The sequence below is a fragment of the Corynebacterium sp. 74A genome (genome assembly GCF_008930665.1).
Classification (GTDB): Bacteria; Actinomycetota; Actinomycetes; order Mycobacteriales; family Mycobacteriaceae; genus Corynebacterium; species Corynebacterium megadyptis.
The window spans coordinates 278,972-298,283 of sequence record NZ_PQMG01000001.1 but is presented as its reverse complement, the minus strand read 5'-3'; the positions used below and the strand labels follow the sequence as shown (position 1 = coordinate 298,283).

Here is a 19,312-nt window from a genome sequence, read left to right as displayed (position 1 = left end):
ATGTCATTTTGTTTAACGCCACGACTTCCGAATTAGTTCCACCACTAGCAAAACTGCTGCCCCTACGCCGCGAGCTGGGGTGATGCGTTCACCACGCTCCCCCTATTTGTGGTTAGTTGCCTATGATGTGGTGTCCACCAACACCGTAAACGGGCCATCATTAACGGAGGACACTTTCATATAGGCACCGAATTGTCCGGTTTCTACTGGGATGCCCCGCTGCTGGAGGAGAACGGCAATCGCCGCGATACGCGGCTCGGCCTCGGCGCCACCCGCCGCATCGGACCACGAGGGACGTCGCCCCTTTTTCGTCCGCCCCATGAGGGTGAATTGGCTAACGAGCAACACTGGGGCGGAGCAGGACTCCACGCTGCGCTCGCCGTCGAGAATCCGGAGTTCAGCGATCTTGCGGGCCATGAGTTCCACATCGGCCTCGGTGTCCTCGCGAGCGACTCCTACTAGGGCTAAAAGCCCGCCGGTGTCGGGGCAGTCGATAGCCCCAACGGTGCGGCCCTCGACGGTGACGGCGGCCTCGGTGACGCGGGTCAATACTGCTTTCACGGCGCTATAACTCCTTCAGACATAAGGGGGCGGGGTTAATCGGCGAGCAGCTCGGCGGGAAGCACCAAGCCATGGCGGATGAGATCCACCATCACGGCGATGACCTGCTGCACGATCTCCGCGGGATCGATCTCTTCGGTGACCGCGTAGAGCTCCACGATCTCTGCCAAGGGAAGCCCCTGCGGGTGCAACCCGGCCACGAGGGAGGCGACGGCCTCGTCGATTTCGTGGCTAAAGCGGGGGCCCTCGGTGCGGGCGATATGGATGCTCTCGGCCTTCATCCCGATACCGGATTCGGTGTCGGCGCGACTGATGCGGTCAATGCAGACCCCAGGGCGCAGCTGATAGCGGCTGGACAGCATGGAGGTGGCGTCTTGCTCGCGCAGCCACGAGGTGCGGAGGAAATACTCCTCGACCTCCTCACCCAAACCGGTAGTGGAGGCTGTCGAGAAATCCTCACACATCACCTCGCTCGGGGTGTCCACCGCGAGCCGTTGGATGTGAATGAACCCGAAGCCCACCCCCGTGACGCCGTGGGCATCGAAGTGGGAGAGCCACTGCTCGGTGCGGCGCTGCCCCTCCTCGCTGCGCGGGTCGATGGATTCATCCTTCAACCAGGTGGAGACGTAGCGCGGGGCGTCCACGCGATCGCGCTCGAGCACCCACACGGCATAGCCGGTCGGGGGAACCCACGAGCTCACGCGCTGCGCCCAGCTGTCTGCGTTCAACACCCACGCCCCCACTAGGTGGGCGCTGCCTTCTTCCTCGAGATGCTCGCAGGCCTGGCGAACCACGAGCTCAGTGGCGCCGTCGAGATCGGTGCCAGAGTCCCGGTAGACGTGTTCGATGGCCGCGGGCCCCACTACGAAGGGGGGATTGGCCACGATGCGCTCGAAGCGACGCTGGTGCACCGGCTCGAACCACGGCCCCTGGAGCAGCTCCGCATCCACCCCCGATGCCGCCAGAGTGGCATGGGCAAAGCGCAGCGCCCGCTCCGATATATCGCTACCGGTGAGCGTCTCGGCATAGTCGGCCTGCAGCACCAGTTGCACCCCCGAGCCGCAACCAAGATCGAGCACGCTGGACACCGGGGAGTGGGGCACGGCTTCAGCCAAGGACAGGGATGCGGCACCCACACCGAGCACATGCTCCTTGCCGGGAATGTGCTCCACCATGGAGGCATCCATATCGGAGAACACCAAACCGCTACGTGTGCCGCGATCGATGGGGCGGATATCAATGAGCACCCGCAGGCCAGTGGTGTCCTCCTCGGCCCAGGACAGCTCGAGGAGGGCGTCGATAAGCGCCCTGCCCAGGAGAGTCTCGCAGCGCGCGCGGGGAAGGGGATCGTGCAGAACAAAGAGTCGGATGGCGTCGTGCAGCGCTGTGGAGGCTAATACGCGGCGCACCGCGGCAGGTTCGCCGCGGCCAAGGGCGGCGTAGGCGGCGGGGCCGAGGGAGCTGGCAATACCGGCGTGGCTATAGCCGATGCGGGCGCATATATCGCCCAGATCGGCACCCACGCGCGCGGCGAGAGAGGTAGTCACTACATAAGGCCTTGTCTAGTCGTCGTCTGCGTCAATAATGATGTACTCGCCGGTGCCCGGGCCCAGCTCGCGGCGCAGCGAGTGCTGGTTCAGGGCGTGATGTTCGGCGGCGCGCTGGGCGCGGCGCACCTCCGGTTTGTACTGGCGTGGATGCCGCTTATCTTCCGGCTCGCCGGCGCCATTGGCAATCACCACCGCCACCCACGGCAGCAGGGTAGAGATCACAAAGAGCACACCGGAGACCACCATATTCTCCCAAAAGAAATAGGTGGCGGCGCTGAGGAACAAAAAAGGAATACGGGAGCCCTGCAAAATCGCGTACACGGTCTTACGGTGGCGATAGTTTTGCGCTGGGGTGCGGCGGGCATCAGTGATGAGCTCTGCTTTGCGCATGCGGCGTCGCAGAGCGCTGAGGCGGCCGCGTGTCGACGCCGTCTCCTCGGCCGAGCGATCCTCGGCCGGTTGAGCAACGTTGTCCTCATCTTCAGTCATCGTGTTCAAGCCTAGCCCTTCCTCTTACGGGGGAGGATGAGAAGACGACACTTTTCGGGCATGATGGTTCAGGTGAGTACTCAGACAACTACCATCGAGCGTCCCGACATCAGGGAGAACACCGGCACCGACGACGACACGCCGAAGTTCTTCCACTACGTGAAGAAGGATCAGATTGTCGACTCCGCCGTGAGCGGCAAAATGGTTGTGGCCCTGTGCGGGGAAACCTTTCCCGTGACCAAGCAAGCCAAGCCGGGTTCTCCCGTGTGCCCCGACTGCGAGCAGATTTTCCGAGGTCTGCGTCGCAAGTGAGTGCTAACCTTCGCGCCTGGCAGCAGGCCGCCCTCACCAAATATGAGCGCACTCAGCCCAAGGACTTCCTTGCGGTCGCAACTCCGGGTGCCGGTAAGACCACCTTCGCGCTGCGGCTCGCCTCAGAGCTGCTCGACAAGCGCACGGTAGATCGCGTGATCGTGGTTGTTCCTACCGAACACCTCAAGGTGCAGTGGGCGGGCTCGGCGCAACGTAATGGCATCACCTTAGACCCCGCCTTCTCCAATAGCGGTGCGATTAACCCGTCCTATCAGGGGATCGTGGTCACCTATGCCCAGGTGGCCATGCACCCCTATAAGCACTATCAACTCGCTACCAACAAGCGCACCTTGGTGATTCTGGACGAGGTGCACCACGGTGGCGACGCGAAAAGCTGGGGCGATGGCATCGCCACCGCCTACCGCGACGCGGAGCGGCGACTATGCCTCACGGGTACCCCCTTCCGCTCCGACGATGCCGCCATCCCCTTCGTGCGCTACGAAGACGATGGCGAAGGAAATCTGAAATCGGCGGCGGATTACACCTATGGCTACTCCAATGCGCTGCGTGATGGCGTGGTGCGCCCGGTGGTGTTTTTGGCCTATTCGGGCGAGGCCCGCTGGCGCGATAGTGCCGGCGAGGAATATGCCGCCCGGCTCGGCGAGCCACTGAACGCGGAGCAGACCGCCCGCGCCTGGCGTACCGCCCTCGATCCGAAGGGGGATTGGATCCCCGCGGTGCTGCAGGCGGCGCACACCCGGTTAGGTCAGCTGCGCCAGAACATGCCGGACGCCGGCGGGCTGGTGATCGCCTCCAATAAAACTGCGGCGCGCGCCTATGCCCGCGCCCTGGAAAAACTCTCCTCCACGCCGGTGACGGTGGTGCTCTCTGATGAAGCAGGGGCCTCCGAACGCATTGAGGAATTTTCCAACTCCACCGATGAGTGGATGGTGGCAGTGCGTATGGTCTCCGAGGGCGTGGACGTGCCCCGCCTCGCGGTGGGTGTCTATGCCACCTCGGCCTCCACGCCGCTGTTCTTCGCTCAGGCCATCGGGCGTTTCGTGCGTTCGCGCATGCCGGGCGAAAACGCCTCGGTGTTTTTGCCCTCTGTGCCCGTGCTGCTCGACCTGGCCGCAAAGCTCGAGGTCTCCCGCGATCACGTGCTGGGCAAGCCCGACCGGCCCAAGGAGGGCTGGGATGATGAGCTGCTCGCCGAGGCCAATAAAGAAAAGAACGAGCCCGGCGAAGAGGATCCCTCCTATCAGTCTCTTGGCGCCGAGGCCGAGTTGGACTCGCTCATCTTCGATGGCTCCACCTATGGCACCGCCAGCATCGGCGAGGCGGAGCAAGACTATCTCGGCCTCCCAGGGCTGCTCGATGCCGAGCAAATGCGGCAGCTGCTGAAAAAACGCCAAGCCGAGGAGATGTCCCAGTCCGCGCAGTCCGCCGCTCATCCGGTGAGATCGTCCTCGTCGGCAGAGAGAATGCAGGGCAGCGAGCAGACGTCGACACGCGGCACAGAAAACTCGGATGAGGACGCCGCTCTAATCCCCGAGCTCCGCAAGCAGCTCAATGCGGTGGTCTCCATTACGAGTTCGCGCACGGGCCGGCCGCACGGCGCTATTCATAATGAAGCGCGGCGAGCCTGCGGCGGCCCTCCCACGGCATTGTGTTCGGCGGAACAACTGCGGGCGCGTATTAATTTCTTGCGCCAGTGGTAAACCCCGCTCAGCTGGAGCCCGTGGGGCTGGAATGTAGCACTGCGAATACAGCGCATATGACGTCGCGATACTGAGGTAATGATAAACTTTTGTAGATAACACTGCCCTAGACGGAATAGTTTCTCAGAAGTACTCCCGTCGCTCGGGCCGCATACAGTCTGGAAGGACAACACTCACATGACAGACAACAACGATCGCAACTCCAACAACGCTTGGCAGGATGGCGAGTGGCCGAATAGCCAGCCACAGCACCGGATGCCGAATTCGAGTGACTCCTTCTCTGGGGATGTGCAGAACTCCGGCCAGACGGACCAGAGTGGCTATCCCAGTGGCTATCCCACGCAGGGCAGTTATCCCGGTCCGGGCGGCTACCCCAATCAGGGCGCGTATCCCAATCAGGGTGGCTACTCTGACCTGGGCGCTCACCCCGGCGGCCACTATGGCTATCCCGTGGAGCAGGTGAACAAGATTGCTCCGTGGGCACTGGGCGTGTCCATCGCGGCCGTGGTTCTCGCGGCCACCGTTGTTGGTCTGGTGGTAGCCCCATTCCTCGCAATTGCCGGCATTGTGCTGGGCATTATCGCGTGGGTGAAGGGCCGTAAGATGCAGGGGCCGAAGCGCCGCGTGACCATGTCCATCATTTCGGTGGTCATCTCCGTGCTGCTATTGGTCATTGTCGCCGTGATCACGATCGTTTTCGGTTCCCTCGTCAGCGGTGTTGTTGAAGAATGCCAGAATGTTCCCGAGGATCAGATGGAAACCTGTATCGAGAACTACATGAATCAATAAGCACGTGAAGCAGCCGCGTGAGTATGTCTCACGCGGCTTTTCTTGTTTCCTGCCCCCCCACCTTCGAGGAAGTAGAAAGAGCGTCACCAGCGATGAGTGCCCCGACTACTGCGGCGTCCTCTCCGACAGATCCACCCCTGCGCAGCGCGGCGACAGTGCGCATGCTCGCCCCCGATCTCGCCCGCGGATTCACCCTGCTCGGCATTGCGATCGCGAATCTCACCACAACGTGGCTTGCCGGACCCGCTGGGGCCAGCGTCCAAGAACTCGGGGGAGTGGTGGATGGCTCTACGGCGGATAAGGTCGCTGTGGTTGCCGGATCCATGCTGGCGCACGTGCGCGGATTGCCGATGTTTTCCACCATGCTGGGATTCGGCGTGGGCCTGATCGCCATGTCTTTGGCTCGACGACGCTACCCACTCGGCGCAGCGCGCAGAACCATCGCGATGCGCTATCTGTGGCTCGCTATCTTCGGCGCCGTGCATATGGTGTTTCTCTACTTTGGCGACATCATGGTCTTTTATGGCATAGCTGGGGCAGTGCTGGCGCTGATGATTAACTTCCGGGATAAAACCCTGCTCATTATCGCCGGGGTGTTATCGGCAATGTGGATGATAGGCAATCTGATTATCGCCATTGTCTTGATGATTGCCGATTCCCAGTTTGATCTCTTCGGTCCCGAGACCACGGCATCGGGTGGGATGCCGCTCGCCTCGAACTTCCTCGACAGCTATCTTTCTCAGCTCGTCGGTGGCGCGCTATTCCTGGTGCTGCAGCCGCTGAACTTGGGTACCGAGATCCCCATGCTCTTTCCCCTGATGCTGCTCGGATTCGTCTGGGCGCGCCGCGGGGTGCTCACCCACCCAGAGGAGCATCGGCGCACGCTCTGGATCGCGGCGGCTGCCGGCATTGTGGTGATGGTCGCGGTGGGGCTTCCCATGGGGCTCAACGCGATCGGCGTATTCGGCAACGAGGATAGCCTCGCGACGTGGATGGTGCTCAACACTGGCTTTGGTGTGGCCACCGGCCCAGGCATCGTGGCGATTATCGTTCTCGCCTGCGCCCCGATGCAGCGCCGGATCACGGAAAAGACGGCGCAGGGCACGAGCTATGAGCGCGCACTACCGGTGTGGATCGCGCCAGTGGCGGCACTGGGGCAGCGTTCGATGTCCGGATATGTGGCCCAGTCCCTCCTCGCTACCATCTTCGTCGCCTCTTATGGGCTGGGCTGGGGGCAGAGCTCCGGCGCCGCCGTGGCCACCGGCTTGGCGGCGGCGATCTGGGCGGTGACGGTCCTTGGAGCCTATGCGCTGCAGCTCATGGGGCGCCGTGGCCCGCTCGAAACGCTGCACCGCCGCATGGCTTATGGCAAGCAGGGGTTGGCTGCAGACTATTGGGCCCGCCACCCGCAGCCGCACCCCGGCGTCCCGCCGCAGGGGGCGATGGCCGCTGGTAGCCCAGCAGCGCCCGGGCAGCAGCCACCGGCGCCACCGGTGCTGCCGCCACGTTTCAGCCACCAGTCCCAGACGCAGCCGGAGCAGCCCCGCACCGCTGCTGCGCATCCAGAGCAGCGCGATTCGGGGCCAGCTGCGCCCTAGGTGTTACAAGCCTCGGACATACGACTACGGCCCTCGCTGCGTAGTAGCAGCAGGGGCCGTAGTCGTTGATCTTAGGCGAGCGTCTAGTCGAGGTAGTCGCGCAGTACCTGAGAGCGAGAGGGGTGGCGCAGCTTCGACATGGTCTTGGACTCGATCTGCCGGATGCGTTCGCGGGTCACGCCATAGACCTGGCCGATCTCGTCGAGGGTGCGCGGCATGCCATCGGTCAGCCCGAAGCGCAAGCGCACCACGCCGGCCTCACGCTCGGAGAGCGTGTGCAGCACGTCCTGCAGCTGGTCTTGCAGCAAGGTGAAGGACACCGCATCCACGGCCACGACGGCCTCGGAATCCTCGATGAAGTCACCGAGCTGGCTATCGCCCTCATCACCAATGGTCTGATCCAGCGAGATCGGCTCGCGGGCGTACTGCTGGATCTCCATCACCTTGTCCTCGGTGATGTCCATTTCCTTCGCCAGCTCCTGCGGGGTGGGTTCGCGACCCAGATCCTGCAGCAGCTCACGCTGGATGCGGCCCAGCTTGTTAATCACTTCCACCATGTGCACCGGGATACGGATGGTGCGGGCCTGATCGGCCATGGCGCGGGTAATGGCTTGGCGGATCCACCACGTGGCGTAGGTGGAGAACTTGTAGCCCTTGGTGTAGTCGAATTTCTCGACGGCGCGAATCAGACCCAAGTTGCCTTCCTGGATGAGGTCCAAGAAGGCCATGCCGCGGCCGGTATAGCGCTTCGCCAAAGACACCACCAGGCGGAGGTTGGCCTCCAGCAGGTGGTTCTTGGCCTTGCGGCCATCGCGGGCAATGGAGCGCAGGTCGCGCTTCATAGCCGGGGTGAGCTTGGCGTCCTTATCGCCCTGGGCATAGGCCTCAGTCAGCTGCTCAAGACGGTGGGTGGCATAGAGCCCGGCCTCGATGCGCTTGGCGAGGGAGACCTCCTGCTCGGCGTTGAGCAGCGCCACCTTGCCGATCTGCTTCAGATAGGCGCGCACCGAGTCAGCCGAGGCGGTGAGCTCGGCGTCCTTGCGGGCCTGGCGCAGGGCGGCAGACTCGTCCTCATCCCAGACCGAGGAGCCGTCATCTTCTTCTTCCTCGTCCTCGGCACTGTCGTCCTCGGAGTCGGTATCAGCGTCACCGTCGGCGAAGGGTTCGTCGTCCTCGCTGGGGCTATCCGGATCGTAGTCCACATCGGCATCATCGAGATCGGTGTCTACGTCTTGCTCGTGGAGCTGATCCTCCTCGAGATCCTCATCCACCACAACCTTTTCCGCAGCGGTGGCCTTGCGCGTCGACTTCTTCGCTGTTGTCTTGGTTGTCTTTTTAGTTGTCTTCTTGGCCGTCTTTTTCGCGGTCTTCTTAGCCGTTTTCTTAGCGGTCTTCTTCGCAGCCTTGCGAGCGGTCTTTTTGGCGCTCTTCTTGGCGGTCTTCTTCGCCGTCTTCTTGGCTGCTTTCTTCGTCGCTTTCGCGGCGGTGGCGGCGTCCGTGGTCTCGCCGGCGGTCGAACTCGATGCGGGGGCGGTTGCCTCGCTGCGTGCGGCTGTGGTGTCTGCCGGGGTCGAGGTGTCAGCGGTGCGGGCCGCGCGCGGGGCTGCCTTGCGTGCTGCCTTGCGTGCGACCTTCTTAGCGGTTGCCTTCTTCACAGTCGTGCCTCCCGTGGCATTATCACGCCCAGTTGTTGCTTTGGAACCAGCCTCGGCCGGAGTGCCGGTGTCCGAAGGATCAGTGGCTGCCACGTACGCCCTTTCTCGTCTGTCTCGCTCGTCTTTCCCCTCGGGGATCTCCCCGAAGTGTGCGGTGTGTCGAGCGCTGTGTCTTCGTGTGCGGTTGTGCGGTGCCGGCGACGCCACGGGGTGGTGTCGCTGAATCACTAACCAACGCAACCGCCGGTTTCGCCCTAATGGCCAGCGAAAACGCTAGCCGGTAGTGCGTACCAGCGGCGCAAAGAGAGGCCGTCATTCGGCCTCGGTTAAGAACAACCGCCCAGTATATAGAAGTATCCCCATGTACTGCCACTAGCCCCACCCCCTAAGCGTGGTACTGGCGGGGCAGCGTGGGGAGCTACGTTTAAGGAGTGATGTTGTCCTCGGCCGCGAGTGCCGCGCCCACGATACCGGCTCGGTTGCGCAGCTGGGCGGGGATCACGGGGGTATTGACGGTCAACAGCGGTACCCATTTATCGGCCTTGCGGGAAATGCCGCCGCCGACGATGAAGATGGACGGGTTGAGCAGGCGCTCATACTCGTTGAGCACCTTGCTCACGCGCTTGCTCCACTTCTTATAGGACAATTCCTCCCGGTCCTTCGCCGCAGAGGAGGCGAGCTGCTCGGCTTCTTTCTTGCCCACATTCATGTGCCCCAGCTCGGTGTTGGGGAAGAGGATGCCATCGACAAGCATGGCGGAGCCAATGCCGGTGCCGATGGTCAGCAGGATGGCTGCACCTTCGCGGGCGCGCTCATCGCCGTAACGCACCTCGGCCAGCCCGGCGGCGTCGGCGTCATTGAGCACCACGATCTGCTCGTTATCGATGTGGCGGGAGAAAAGATCCGAAACGTCCGTGTTGATCCACGAGGGATCGATATTGGCGGCGGACAGCGCCACCTGATTTTTCACGATGGCGGGAACCGTAATGCCCACCGGGCCGGTCCATTCGAAGTGGGCGATGATCTCGGCGACAACCTCGGCTACTGCCTCTGGAGTTGCTGGCTGCGGAGTCGATATTTTGAGGCGTTCGCCAATAAATTCACCCGTGTCAAGGTCAACCTTGGCGCCTTTCACGCCCGAGCCGCCGATGTCAATACCAAAACCTGTGCGCGTCATAGCCCCCATCTTACAAAACGACTCCCGTGCTGCAGCGGTGGTCGCCCTTCTATCGCGGCCGCTCTGCCAGCGTTTCTGCGCGCCGCGCGCCGGACGTCCACGGCGGAGCAGGGCGGCGAGCGATTCTCTTTGTCGCGGTGGCGGTCGATCATGGCCTGAGCCAGCAGGGCGTCCGAGGTGCACAATAGAGACCATGACTGCCACATCGCACACCCTGAGTACTGATACTGTTCACGAGCTGCGCCGCACCGCGATCACCGTGGCCTATGAGGCCCGCGAGGTGATTATGCGCACCCGCGCCGAGTTCGGTGGTGATCTCCGGGCGGTTACCCGCACCAAGTCATCGGCCGTAGATCCGGTGACGATCGTGGATGAGACAAGCGAAGAGTTCATCGCCACCCGCTTGGAGCAGTTGCGCCCGGGCGATGGTCTCATCGGTGAGGAAGGCGCCCAGAAACGCAGCGCCACGGGGGTGGTGTGGATTGTCGATCCCATCGACGGCACTGTGAACTTCCTCTACAACCTGCCGCAGTACGCGGTCTCCATTGCCGCCGCCATCGATGGTGAGGTGGTGGCTGGGGCCGTGCTCAACGTGGCGACTGGGGCGTGCGCGAGCGCCGGGGTGGGGCTAGGGGCTGATATGCGTGACGACGCCACCTCGCAGCACCCTCGCCCGCTACAGTGCGGGGATAGTGCCCATCTGGCCACCGCGCTGGTAGCCACTGGGTTTTCCTATTCCGCCGAGCGCCGTGCCGAACAGGCCGCGGTGTTGGCCACACTGCTGCCGCAGGTGCGCGATATTCGGCGCATGGGCTCGGCCGCCTTGGACCTGGTGGCCGTCGCCGCAGGCATGGTTGATGCCTATTATGAGCGCGGTTTGAATGCATGGGACTATGCGGCCGGCATGCTCATCGCGCGGGAGGCTGGCGCCACGGTGGATTGTCCGCCGTTGTCTACGTCCAGCGCCGATAATGCACTGGTTCTTGTCGCCCAGCCGGGCGTTGCGGCTCAATTAGCGGGGGTGGTCGGCACCGCTACGAATGAGCGGTGAGCTGCTGAATCTGTGCTCAGCCACGGAAACGGGGGTGGGGTGTGCCGAGTGTGTCCGAGTGGGAAGGTGACAAAGCTCAGTATGTGTTTTAGTATGCGCGTCGATAGCGAGTTCACCACCTGTTCACCCCTTCAAACGCGTATGGAACTCGCCAGAAGTGTGACCTGACCGTCTAGCCCGAGACACACAAGGAAGTTTCCCCATGGCTACTGATTACGACGCTCCACGCGGCCGAGTTGAAGACGAGCTTGACGCGGATTCTTTGGAGAGCCTGAAGGCCGCCGCTGATACCAGCTCCTCGAATATTGATGATGATGGCGAGATCGTGGAGCCCTTTGAGCTTCCGGCGCTGGATCTGTCCGGCGAAGAGCTCAACGTGGACGTCAAGCCTCGTCAGGAGAACGAGTTCACCTGCGGGAGCTGCTTTCTCGTGCAGAAGCGCAACCGTATGTCTCACGTGGAGTCTGATGGCTCCGAAATCTGCCTCGACTGCGCCTAGTACGGAGAGATCCAACGGGGATGCGTCGATAAGCACAGCCCTGTGCAGACAACAAACGCCGGCGATGAGAATGTTTCATCGTCGGCGTTATGCGTGCTGCGGAACTGACGGTGCTAGCGCTGGCCGCGGCGTAGCGGCGCGGTGGCGGTGTCGGCCTGGTCCGGAACAAAGGCTTCGAGAACGGCGGCCGGGTCCTTGGAGCTAACGAGCCAGTAGGGGGTGGGATCGTCGCTATCATCCAGCACCAACATCACCATTTGGGGCACCCAGCCGTGGGAGACCAAATAGGCTGCCGGATCCAGCTGGCGGCCCATGGCGTTTTGCTTCGCGGAGGCGGGCACGGCCAAGGAGCGATCCACCACAGTGTGTGGCAGGGAAGCGCCATCAGTGCTGAGCCACCGCACCCCGTCGGCGTCTTCTTCCACCACCACGGTGGTCGAGGAAATCCACCACAGGTACCAGATCACTGCAGCACCCAGAATGATCTCGGGAATAATGAACCACCAGACATTGCGGTTGAACATCAACTGCAGGCAGAACACTGTCACCATCGTGAGTGCCAGGACCCACCAATACCACGGAACCCATTGCCGTTCGCGGTAGAGGGTCGCGGCGCGCTTCTCCGTAGACGTAGTCACATCCCTAGAGTGTAGTGCAGTTATCACCACGTCCAACTTAGCCTCACCACTCATAATTTCCTCTCAGTATGTACTCAGTATTTCCTACGCTGCGGTGGTGCTGAGCTGCGCCCAAGGCTCACGCTGCGCCGCTGATCACGGTCCTTAACGTCCGCGGCTAGGCGCCAGAGCTGCGGTCCATCGACCCGCTGTCTCTTCGGGGGTTCAGGGGCGGAAGGACTAGGCTGTGTGCTGTGTTTAAGATCAAGCGACTCGATCCCGACTTGCCCTTGCCCACTCGAGCCCACCGCGGCGACGCCGGGGTGGATCTCTATGCAGCAGACTCTCTCACCCTGGAGCCAGGGGAGCGCGCGCTCATCGCCACTGGCATCGCTCTGGCGCTGCCGCTGGGATATGTGGGGCTGATTCATCCGCGCTCTGGACTCGGTGCGAAACATGGCATCTCCGTGGTCAATACCCCAGGCACTATCGACGCGGACTATCGCGGCGAAATCAAGGTATGCCTGATTAACCACGATCCCCACGAGAGTTTTTCCGTCACCCGCGGGATGCGCATCGCCCAGCTGGTGATTCAAAAGGTCGAGCTGGTGGATTTCGAGGAAGTGGAGGAACTCGACGACACCGTTCGTGGCACCGGCGGCTATGGTTCGACAGGGCTGAATTAAATAGTAGGCTCGGCAAAAGTAGTACCCCTATAGCAAGAGACCCGAATAAACGTTAGGTAGTGACGCCCATGTGGCCATTTGGCAAGAAGAACGAAGAGAAGCACGCAGCAGCTGAGGAGACGGGGGCCCACGCCACCGCCACCGAGCAGCCCGACGCCGCCTACGGTGACTCCGCGGTTGATTCCGATAGCAGTGCCGCCGGCGAGGAGTATGGCCCCTTCGATGGCCAGAGTGTCGATATCGAGGAATTCGACTTCTCTGATTTCTCTGTGGGCACCTTGGATCTGGGTTCGATGAAGATCGCCCTGCCCAAGCCCAGCCAAGTGCAGGTGGAGATGGGGGAGAACGGCCCCCGCATGCTTCACATCGTTACCGAGCACGGCCGCATCACCCCGGTGGGCTTTGCTGCCGCCGCATCCCAGCCCCAGTGGCCCACCGTGATCGATGAGATCCGCGCCGGAATGGAAAACGATGGACTCGCGGTGCACACCGAGGACGGCCCGTGGGGCACCGAGCTCGTCGGTGTGACCGACCAGGCCCAGATCCGCATGATCGGCTGCGATGGCCCCCGCTGGATGCTGCGTACCACGCTCGTCGGCCCCAAGGATCGGGCCGATGATCTGCGAGATCTCGCCCGCGATGTGCTCGCCCGCACCTTCGTTTATCGCGGCGATCAGCCGATGATGGCCGGCACCTCGTTGCCCGTCGTGCTGCCGGAGCAGCTCGTCGCCCAGGTACAAGAGGCCATGGTCAAGCGTAAGAATGACGCCCAGCAGGCGCAGCAGCAGAACCAGCAGCGGCAGGCAGCCCAGGCGCTGGCGCAGTACAACATGGCCCAGCAGAACAGCGGTGCCGGACAGCAAGCCCAGCAGCCGCAGCAACCCGTAGCGGGCGGCGAGCCGCAGGTGCCCTCCCCCGAGGAGTCTGAGCCCGGCAGCGGTGTGCAGCAGATCAAAGAGCTGAACAAGGATAACTAGGTTCTTATAGTGCTCGACGTGCTTATAGGCTCCCGCGTGCGCGTGCAGGTGATGCGCATGGCCCATGGCGGCGAAGCGATCGCTCAGCTCTGCGACGCAGACGATGATCACCGCATCGTCTTCGTCCGCGATAGCGTGATCGGCGATGAGCTCGAGGTAGAGATCACCCAGGCGAAAAAACGCTTCCTGCGGGCGCGCGTGCTGCAGGTGCTTAGCTCTGGGCCGGACCGGGTGGAGGCCCGCTGCCCCGCAGCCGCTCAGGGCGGCGGTTGCTGTGACTTCGCCTATCTCGACCCCGCCGTGGAGGCGGAGACCAAAACCGGCATTGTGCTTGAGCAGCTGCGCCGGCTGGCGAAGCTCGACGCCCCAGATCAGGTCACCACCATCGATCTGGGGATGGATACTGGCTGGCGTACCCGCGCCCGGCTCGGCGTGGACGGCCACGGCCGCATCGGCGTGCGCTGCCGCGGCTCCCACGAGGTGGTGCACGATCACCGCTGCTCGGCTTTTGCGCCGCAGCTTCACGACGCCATCTCCGCGCTCACCCCGCCCCGAGCCAGGGAGCTCAGTGTCTGCCTCGATAGCGCGGGGCAGGTGCACGCGATGGCGAAAGGGCGGGTGCTGCTGGGCAGCGGCCAGGCTCAAGAAACCATCGGCGGGAGGACATTCATTCTCCCCGCCGATGCTTTCTGGCAAGCCCACCGGCGCGCGCCAGAGACCTATCAGCGCCTTATCGCCGAGACCCTCGCTGATATCGGCGGAGACATCGCCTGGGACCTCTACGGCGGTGTGGGTCTCTTCGTGGATCCACTGCGCGGTGGCTCCGGGCGCGAGGTGCACTCGGTCGAGCTCGCCGAGCACGCCGCCGAGTGCGGCCGCCGTGCCTTCGCCCAAGACACAGGCGTGCACTTTCACCATCGTGATTGCGCCGAGGCCGTCACCACCGCGGGTGTGCTGCCCGATCCCGATGTGGTCGTGCTTGATCCGCCCCGCATCGGCGCGGCAGAGGCAGTGATCACCGGCACGGCCGCCCGCCGCCCCCGAGCCGTGGTGCACATCGGCTGTGACCCCGCCACCTTTGCCCGTGACCTCGCGCGATGGGCCGAGCACGGCTATAGCGTGGAGCAGCTCAGCGTGGTGGATGCCTTCCCCGGCTCCCACCATTGCGAGAGCATCGCACTGCTGCGCCCCGCCCCAGCGGAGGCCGACACCAGCGAGCGTGACTACGCACGTTAAAGGCGTGCGGCTACCGCTCGGCAACCCGAGCGGAGCTGCCTAGTACAATAGACAGGAATGAAACTGCGGCCTTGCGGCCCGCGCGTGAGTTCGCGTATGTTCACCGCACCATGAGCCCCGCCGAGGGCACCATGTGAGCCTCGCGGACGTGGAAGCACACTGTGGGCACCTTCGCTGTGCCACGGCCGAACACGGCGCCGAGATCTTTTGAAAGGAAGACCGATCCATGGGGTTCTTGGAACACATCTCGACTCCGGATGACGTCAAGGCATTAACCATCGCCGGCCAAAAGGCGCTGGCGCGCGAGATTCGGGAATTCCTGATTCAGCACGTCTCCCAAACCGGCGGCCATCTCGGCCCCAATCTCGGCGTGGTGGAGCTGACCATCGGTTTGCACTACGTATTCAACTCGCCGCACGACCCGCTCATCTTCGATACTTCGCACCAGTCCTATGTGCACAAGATGCTCACCGGGCGCCGCGATGATTTCGACACCCTGCGCCAAAAGGGTGGTCTCTCCGGCTACACCGATCGCGGAGAATCCGAGCACGACTGGACCGAATCCTCCCACGCCTCGGCATCGATCTCCGTGGCCGATGGCCTCTCCAAGGCCTTCACCCTGCAGGGAGACACGGACCGCTGTGTGGTCGCCGTCGTTGGCGATGGCGCGCTTACCGGCGGCATGTGCTGGGAGGCATTGAACAACGTGGCTGCGGATAATGACCGCAACCTAGTGATTGTGGTCAATGACAACGGCCGCAGCTATTCACCCACCATCGGCGGCTTCGCCAATAATCTCGCCGAACTGCGCATGCAGCCCTTCTATGATCGCGTCATGGAACAGGGCAAATCCACCCTGAAGAACATGGGCTGGGTGGGCCGCCGCGCCTTTACCACCATGCACGCCGTCAAGGAGGGGCTCAAGGACGCTGTGCTGCCCACCGTGCTCTTCCCCGAAATGGGAATCAAATATGTGGGTCCTGTGGACGGCCACGATCAAGAGCAGGTGAACTCCGCGCTGAAATACGCCAAGGAGTACGACAAGCCGGTGATCGTGCACATGGTCACGGAAAAGGGCCGCGGCTATGCGCCCGCCGAAGCCAACGTGGCCGATCTCATGCACTCCACCGGCGCCATCGACCCCACCACGGGCGAGCCATTGGCCAAGTCCGCGCCGGGCTGGACCAAGATCTTCAGCGAAGAATTGATCAAAGCCGGCCAAGAACGCACCGATATTGTGGCCATCACCGCCGCCATGGCGGGGCCCACCGGCCTAGCCGAATTCGGCGAGATGTTCCCCGATCGTTTCTTCGATGTGGGTATCGCCGAGCAGCATGCCACCACCTCCGCAGCGGGGCTGGCGCTCGGTGGGACACACCCGGTGGTGGCCATCTATTCCACCTTCCTCAACCGTGCGTTCGATCAGCTCTTGATGGATGTGGCGCTGCTGAAGCAGCCCGCCACCTTTGTGCTCGACCGGGCGGGTGTGACCGGCTCGGACGGGCCCAGCCACAATGGCGTGTGGGACATGGCAGTCACCGGCATCGTCCCAGGGCTGAGGCTCGCCGCGCCCCGCGATGCGCAGCAGCTGCGCGAGCAATTCCGCGAGGCCCTTGACATCAGTGATGGGCCCACCGTGGTGCGTTTCCCCAAGGGGGCGCGCCCACCGCAGCTCGACGCTGTCGGCACGCTCAGCGATGGGGTAGATGTGCTGCGCTATCACGACGATGAGCACAACGACGCCCCCAAGGTGCTGTTCATCGCCGTGGGCCCGATGGCCCATGCGGCCCTCGACGCCGCCCGTGCCCTCGAGGAGGAGGGGGTATCGACCATGGTGGTCGACCCGCGCTGGGTGATCCCCGTGCCGGCCTCGCTCATCGGGCTGGCCGCCGATCACGACCTAGTGGTCACTATCGAAGACGGTGTGGCCCACGGTGGAGTGGGCTCCAGCATCGCCCAAGCCCTCAACGCCGCCGAGGTGGATGTGCCCACCCGGCATGCGGCCGTACCGCAGCGCTTCTTGCTGCACGCCTCCCGTAACGAAATTATGGAGGAGATCGGCCTCGATGCCAACGGCATCGCCGCTTCCACCCGCGGCTGGCTCGACGGCATTGGCGCCACCGTGAGCGGCGCGGAGAGCCCCGAATCGGGCATCGAAGCGGACCCCGTAGCAGACGCTGATTCCGCCGACAGCTAGCTCACCCCCACGCGGGGCGCTTATCACTTTCTCCCCACGCCACCTATACTGTGAGCTCGTGGCTGAGAAAGAAAACTCTGAATTAAAAAAACGGCAGCTCAAAGAGCATAATCAGGCGGAGCACGCCCGCGGCGGGGAAAGTCTCGAAGAAGAGATCATCGACGCCTATGTCGATGCCGCCGCCACAGGCGCGGAACGCCTGCAGCGCTCTTGGCGGGTGATGACAGCCACGGGTTTATTGGGTGGTGTCGAGATCACCTTCGGTGTGCTGGCCTATCTGCTGACCTTGCATGAAACGGGCAGTCACTTATTGGCGGCCTTGGCCTTCTCCATCGGTTTTGTGGCGTTGCTCTTGGCCCACTCTGATCTGTTTACCGAAGGCTTCTACTATCCCGTCGTGGCCGTCGCCGCCGGCAAGGGCAGCTGGTGGGAGGTGCTGCGCATGTGGTCGATCACCCTGGTGACCAACTTCCTAGGCGGTGCCTTCTCCATATGGTTGGTGCAGCTGGCCCTGCCGGAATTGCACGGCACCATAGCGGACAGCGCGCATAGCTTCCTTGAAACTGGGCTGAGTGTGCAGGGAGTAGCCTTGGCATTTCTTGCCGGCGGGGCTATCACCTTGATGACGCGCATGCAGGTGGGTTCCCAAGACGGCGCCACCACCATTGCCGCCGCTGTCGCCGGCGCTTTCCTCCTCGCCGGTCCGCCGCTATTTCACTCGGTCCTAGATTCGATCATCATCTTTGGCGCGATCTTCTCCGGCGCACCGGAGGTGAGCTTCCTCGCCTGGATCGGCTGGGTGTGGTGGGTGATCCCGCTCAATGTGCTCGGCGGCCTCATGCTTACCACCTTGCCGCGCGTCCTGCGCGGCTGGTGCGCTGGCGCAGCCGATCAATTCTAAGCTGGGCGGACCTTAACTAGTAGTTGCTGGAGGCCTGGAGGTGCCGGTGGAAGACGGTGCGGGTGAGCTCCTGCTGCCAGGGGCGCACCCCGAAGCGCTGATAGTCGGCGGCAAGGGTGAAATCATCGAGGGGACCGATATTCACGCTGTGCGCGACGATCTTCTTCATCGCGCGGGCGTCGATAAGCAGACTCCGATCGAGGTGCAACTCGTGGCCCAGATCGTCGAGATCCTCGCGCACGGCCTGCAGGCTCGCCCTGTAGAGGGGGTCACTTTTTTTCACCCAATACTCGGGAGGGCGGGGGCCATCGCTGGGGCGCTGCGGCCAGCTGTCCTTTTTCAGGGAGCGGGCACGGCCGAGCGCCATGCTGAGCTCATCGAGTAACTCCATGCGTGCCCGCTGGGGCAGATCTTTGAGTCGCCGCTGCGGCTGCACCGCCTCTTTGAGTTCTTTCTTGCTGCGCGGTTGGCGCCGTGCCACATCCAGCACGAGCTGATTGGCGAGCACCTTAAAGGGCGGTAGATCGTGCTTTTTCGCAACGGTGCGCCGCGCCAGCCAGATTTCGCGAACATAGGCGAGTTGTTTGCGGCTGCGGACCTTGCCCACGCCCTTGACCTCGGTCCAGCTGGGGGAAGGGGCGTCGACATCGCATAGCTCGAGCGTGTGGGCGCACTCTTGGGCCATCCACTCGCTCTTTCCGGCCTCCTTAAGCTGCAGCGCTTGGGCCTGCGCAAGCTCAATGAGCAGCTCGACATCGAGTGCTGCGTAGTTACGCCACGAGGAGGGTAGGGGCCAGCGCGACCAATTTTCTCGACCATGCCCCTTAGCAAGAGAAATGCCGAGGAAGTGCTCGAGAGAGGAGGAGAGATTAGGTTTGTCCAAGCCGAGCAAACGCGAGGCGATCTCGGTGTCGATGAGCCCGCTGGGATATACCCCCAATTCGCGCAGCATGGGCAGATCATTGTGGGCGGCGTGCAGAATCCACGTTTCTGGATTGAGCACGCGGCCAAGGATGCGCGCGACCTCGCGGCGATGGCGCTCGGGTGCGATGAGAAACGTTCCCGCCCCCGCGCGGCGGAGCTGCAGCAGAAAAATACGATCGTCGAAGCGATAGGTTTGGGCCCGCTCGGTGTCTACAGCGATGGGGCCGGAACCGGCAGCCAAGGCAGTCGCGGCGTGCTGAAATTCGGTGGGCGTGGAGAGAACAGGGGGCAGGCCGTCTCGGGGCTCGTCAAGCTGCACTGTGCTTCCTGAGGTTGGCGTCGATAAGCAAAATGAGCCGCACCAGCGGCTAA

17 protein-coding genes and 2 pseudogenes are annotated in these 19,312 nt (G+C 63.1%); 12 read left to right on the top strand and 7 right to left on the bottom strand.

Features of this window, described 5'->3' with window-relative positions; genetic code table 11:
- Positions 1–120: 120 nt before the first annotated feature.
- Genes dtd through GBB11_RS01295 form a run of 3 tightly spaced genes read right to left on the bottom strand, consistent with a single transcriptional unit; the run spans position 121 to position 2,600 of the window.
- On the bottom strand, positions 121–561 hold the full coding sequence (gene dtd / locus GBB11_RS01305) for a D-aminoacyl-tRNA deacylase (protein WP_151548713.1): 441 nt from the start codon (positions 559–561) through the stop codon (positions 121–123).
- A 35-nt stretch (positions 562–596) separates the two neighbouring features.
- Positions 597–2,108, bottom strand: coding sequence for a methyltransferase (locus GBB11_RS01300; RefSeq protein WP_151548712.1), 1,512 nt, complete (start codon positions 2,106–2,108; stop codon positions 597–599).
- Positions 2,109–2,123: 15 nt separating this feature from the next.
- A complete protein-coding gene (locus tag GBB11_RS01295) occupies positions 2,124–2,600 on the bottom strand; it encodes a DUF3099 domain-containing protein (protein ID WP_151548711.1) in 477 nt (158 codons plus the stop codon).
- A 72-nt stretch (positions 2,601–2,672) separates the two neighbouring features.
- On the opposite strand from GBB11_RS01295, the gene GBB11_RS01290 reads away from it, so the two are divergent.
- From GBB11_RS01290 to GBB11_RS01275, 5 genes and pseudogenes are all read left to right on the top strand, one after another.
- The gene (locus GBB11_RS01290) at positions 2,673–2,912 is read left to right on the top strand and encodes a DUF3039 domain-containing protein (protein WP_151528623.1); all 240 of its coding nucleotides are present in this window, start codon (positions 2,673–2,675) and stop codon (positions 2,910–2,912) included.
- Positions 2,909–4,334 (top strand): annotated as a pseudogene (locus GBB11_RS01285) (DEAD/DEAH box helicase); the annotation flags it as partial. The gene GBB11_RS01290 and the pseudogene GBB11_RS01285, both read left to right, overlap by 4 nt.
- Positions 4,335–4,459: 125 nt before the next feature.
- Positions 4,460–4,633, top strand: a pseudogene (locus tag GBB11_RS11030) (ATP-dependent helicase); the annotation flags it as partial.
- 177 nt (positions 4,634–4,810) lie between these two features.
- Complete coding sequence (locus GBB11_RS01280) at positions 4,811–5,422, top strand: hypothetical protein (protein ID WP_151548709.1); 612 nt, start codon at positions 4,811–4,813, stop codon at positions 5,420–5,422.
- Between the two features lie 92 nt (positions 5,423–5,514).
- Positions 5,515–7,020: a DUF418 domain-containing protein gene (locus GBB11_RS01275; RefSeq protein ID WP_192796294.1), complete on the top strand. Its 1,506-nt coding sequence runs from the start codon at positions 5,515–5,517 to the stop codon at positions 7,018–7,020.
- 83 nt (positions 7,021–7,103) lie between these two features.
- Here GBB11_RS01275 and GBB11_RS01270 read toward each other — a convergent pair whose 3' ends face one another.
- Together GBB11_RS01270 and ppgK are read right to left on the bottom strand one after the other, a co-directional pair.
- Entirely contained in the window at positions 7,104–8,768 is a 1,665-nt protein-coding gene (locus GBB11_RS01270) for an RNA polymerase sigma factor (protein ID WP_151548707.1), read from the bottom strand.
- Between the two features lie 331 nt (positions 8,769–9,099).
- Positions 9,100–9,852: a polyphosphate--glucose phosphotransferase gene (ppgK, locus tag GBB11_RS01265; RefSeq protein WP_151548706.1), complete on the bottom strand. Its 753-nt coding sequence runs from the start codon at positions 9,850–9,852 to the stop codon at positions 9,100–9,102.
- 193 nt (positions 9,853–10,045) lie between these two features.
- Here ppgK and GBB11_RS01260 point away from each other — a divergent pair, with 193 nt between their 5' ends.
- Both GBB11_RS01260 and GBB11_RS01255 read left to right on the top strand, forming a co-directional pair.
- Complete coding sequence (locus GBB11_RS01260; RefSeq protein WP_151548705.1) at positions 10,046–10,903, top strand: inositol monophosphatase family protein; 858 nt, start codon at positions 10,046–10,048, stop codon at positions 10,901–10,903.
- Between the two features lie 202 nt (positions 10,904–11,105).
- Complete coding sequence (locus GBB11_RS01255) at positions 11,106–11,402, top strand: DUF4193 domain-containing protein (RefSeq protein WP_151528629.1); 297 nt, start codon at positions 11,106–11,108, stop codon at positions 11,400–11,402.
- 113 nt (positions 11,403–11,515) lie between these two features.
- Here GBB11_RS01255 and GBB11_RS01250 read toward each other — a convergent pair whose 3' ends face one another.
- Positions 11,516–12,040 carry a DUF3093 domain-containing protein gene (locus tag GBB11_RS01250; RefSeq protein WP_370513507.1) on the bottom strand — a complete coding sequence of 175 codons (525 nt, stop codon included), beginning with the start codon at positions 12,038–12,040 and terminating at the stop codon, positions 11,516–11,518.
- Positions 12,041–12,273: 233 nt separating this feature from the next.
- Between GBB11_RS01250 and dut the strand changes: the two genes are divergently transcribed.
- The 5 genes from dut to GBB11_RS01225 all read left to right on the top strand — a co-directional run bounded on the left by dut (position 12,274) and on the right by GBB11_RS01225 (position 18,016).
- Positions 12,274–12,705 carry a dUTP diphosphatase gene (dut, locus tag GBB11_RS01245; protein ID WP_192795869.1) on the top strand — a complete coding sequence of 144 codons (432 nt, stop codon included), beginning with the start codon at positions 12,274–12,276 and terminating at the stop codon, positions 12,703–12,705.
- A 68-nt stretch (positions 12,706–12,773) separates the two neighbouring features.
- Positions 12,774–13,682 (top strand): DUF3710 domain-containing protein, encoded by a 909-nt coding sequence (locus GBB11_RS01240; RefSeq protein WP_151548702.1) that lies wholly within the window; start codon positions 12,774–12,776, stop codon positions 13,680–13,682.
- Between the two features lie 18 nt (positions 13,683–13,700).
- Entirely contained in the window at positions 13,701–14,918 is a 1,218-nt protein-coding gene (locus GBB11_RS01235; RefSeq protein ID WP_225979083.1) for a class I SAM-dependent RNA methyltransferase, read from the top strand.
- Between the two features lie 226 nt (positions 14,919–15,144).
- A complete protein-coding gene (dxs, locus tag GBB11_RS01230) occupies positions 15,145–17,115 on the top strand; it encodes a 1-deoxy-D-xylulose-5-phosphate synthase (protein WP_151548701.1) in 1,971 nt (656 codons plus the stop codon).
- A 58-nt stretch (positions 17,116–17,173) separates the two neighbouring features.
- The gene (locus GBB11_RS01225) at positions 17,174–18,016 is read left to right on the top strand and encodes a formate/nitrite transporter family protein (protein WP_151548700.1); all 843 of its coding nucleotides are present in this window, start codon (positions 17,174–17,176) and stop codon (positions 18,014–18,016) included.
- A 16-nt stretch (positions 18,017–18,032) separates the two neighbouring features.
- On the opposite strand, the gene GBB11_RS01220 is transcribed toward GBB11_RS01225, so the two are convergent.
- Positions 18,033–19,259 (bottom strand): HRDC domain-containing protein, encoded by a 1,227-nt coding sequence (locus GBB11_RS01220; protein ID WP_192796295.1) that lies wholly within the window; start codon positions 19,257–19,259, stop codon positions 18,033–18,035.
- Between the last annotated feature and the right edge of the window lie 53 nt (positions 19,260–19,312).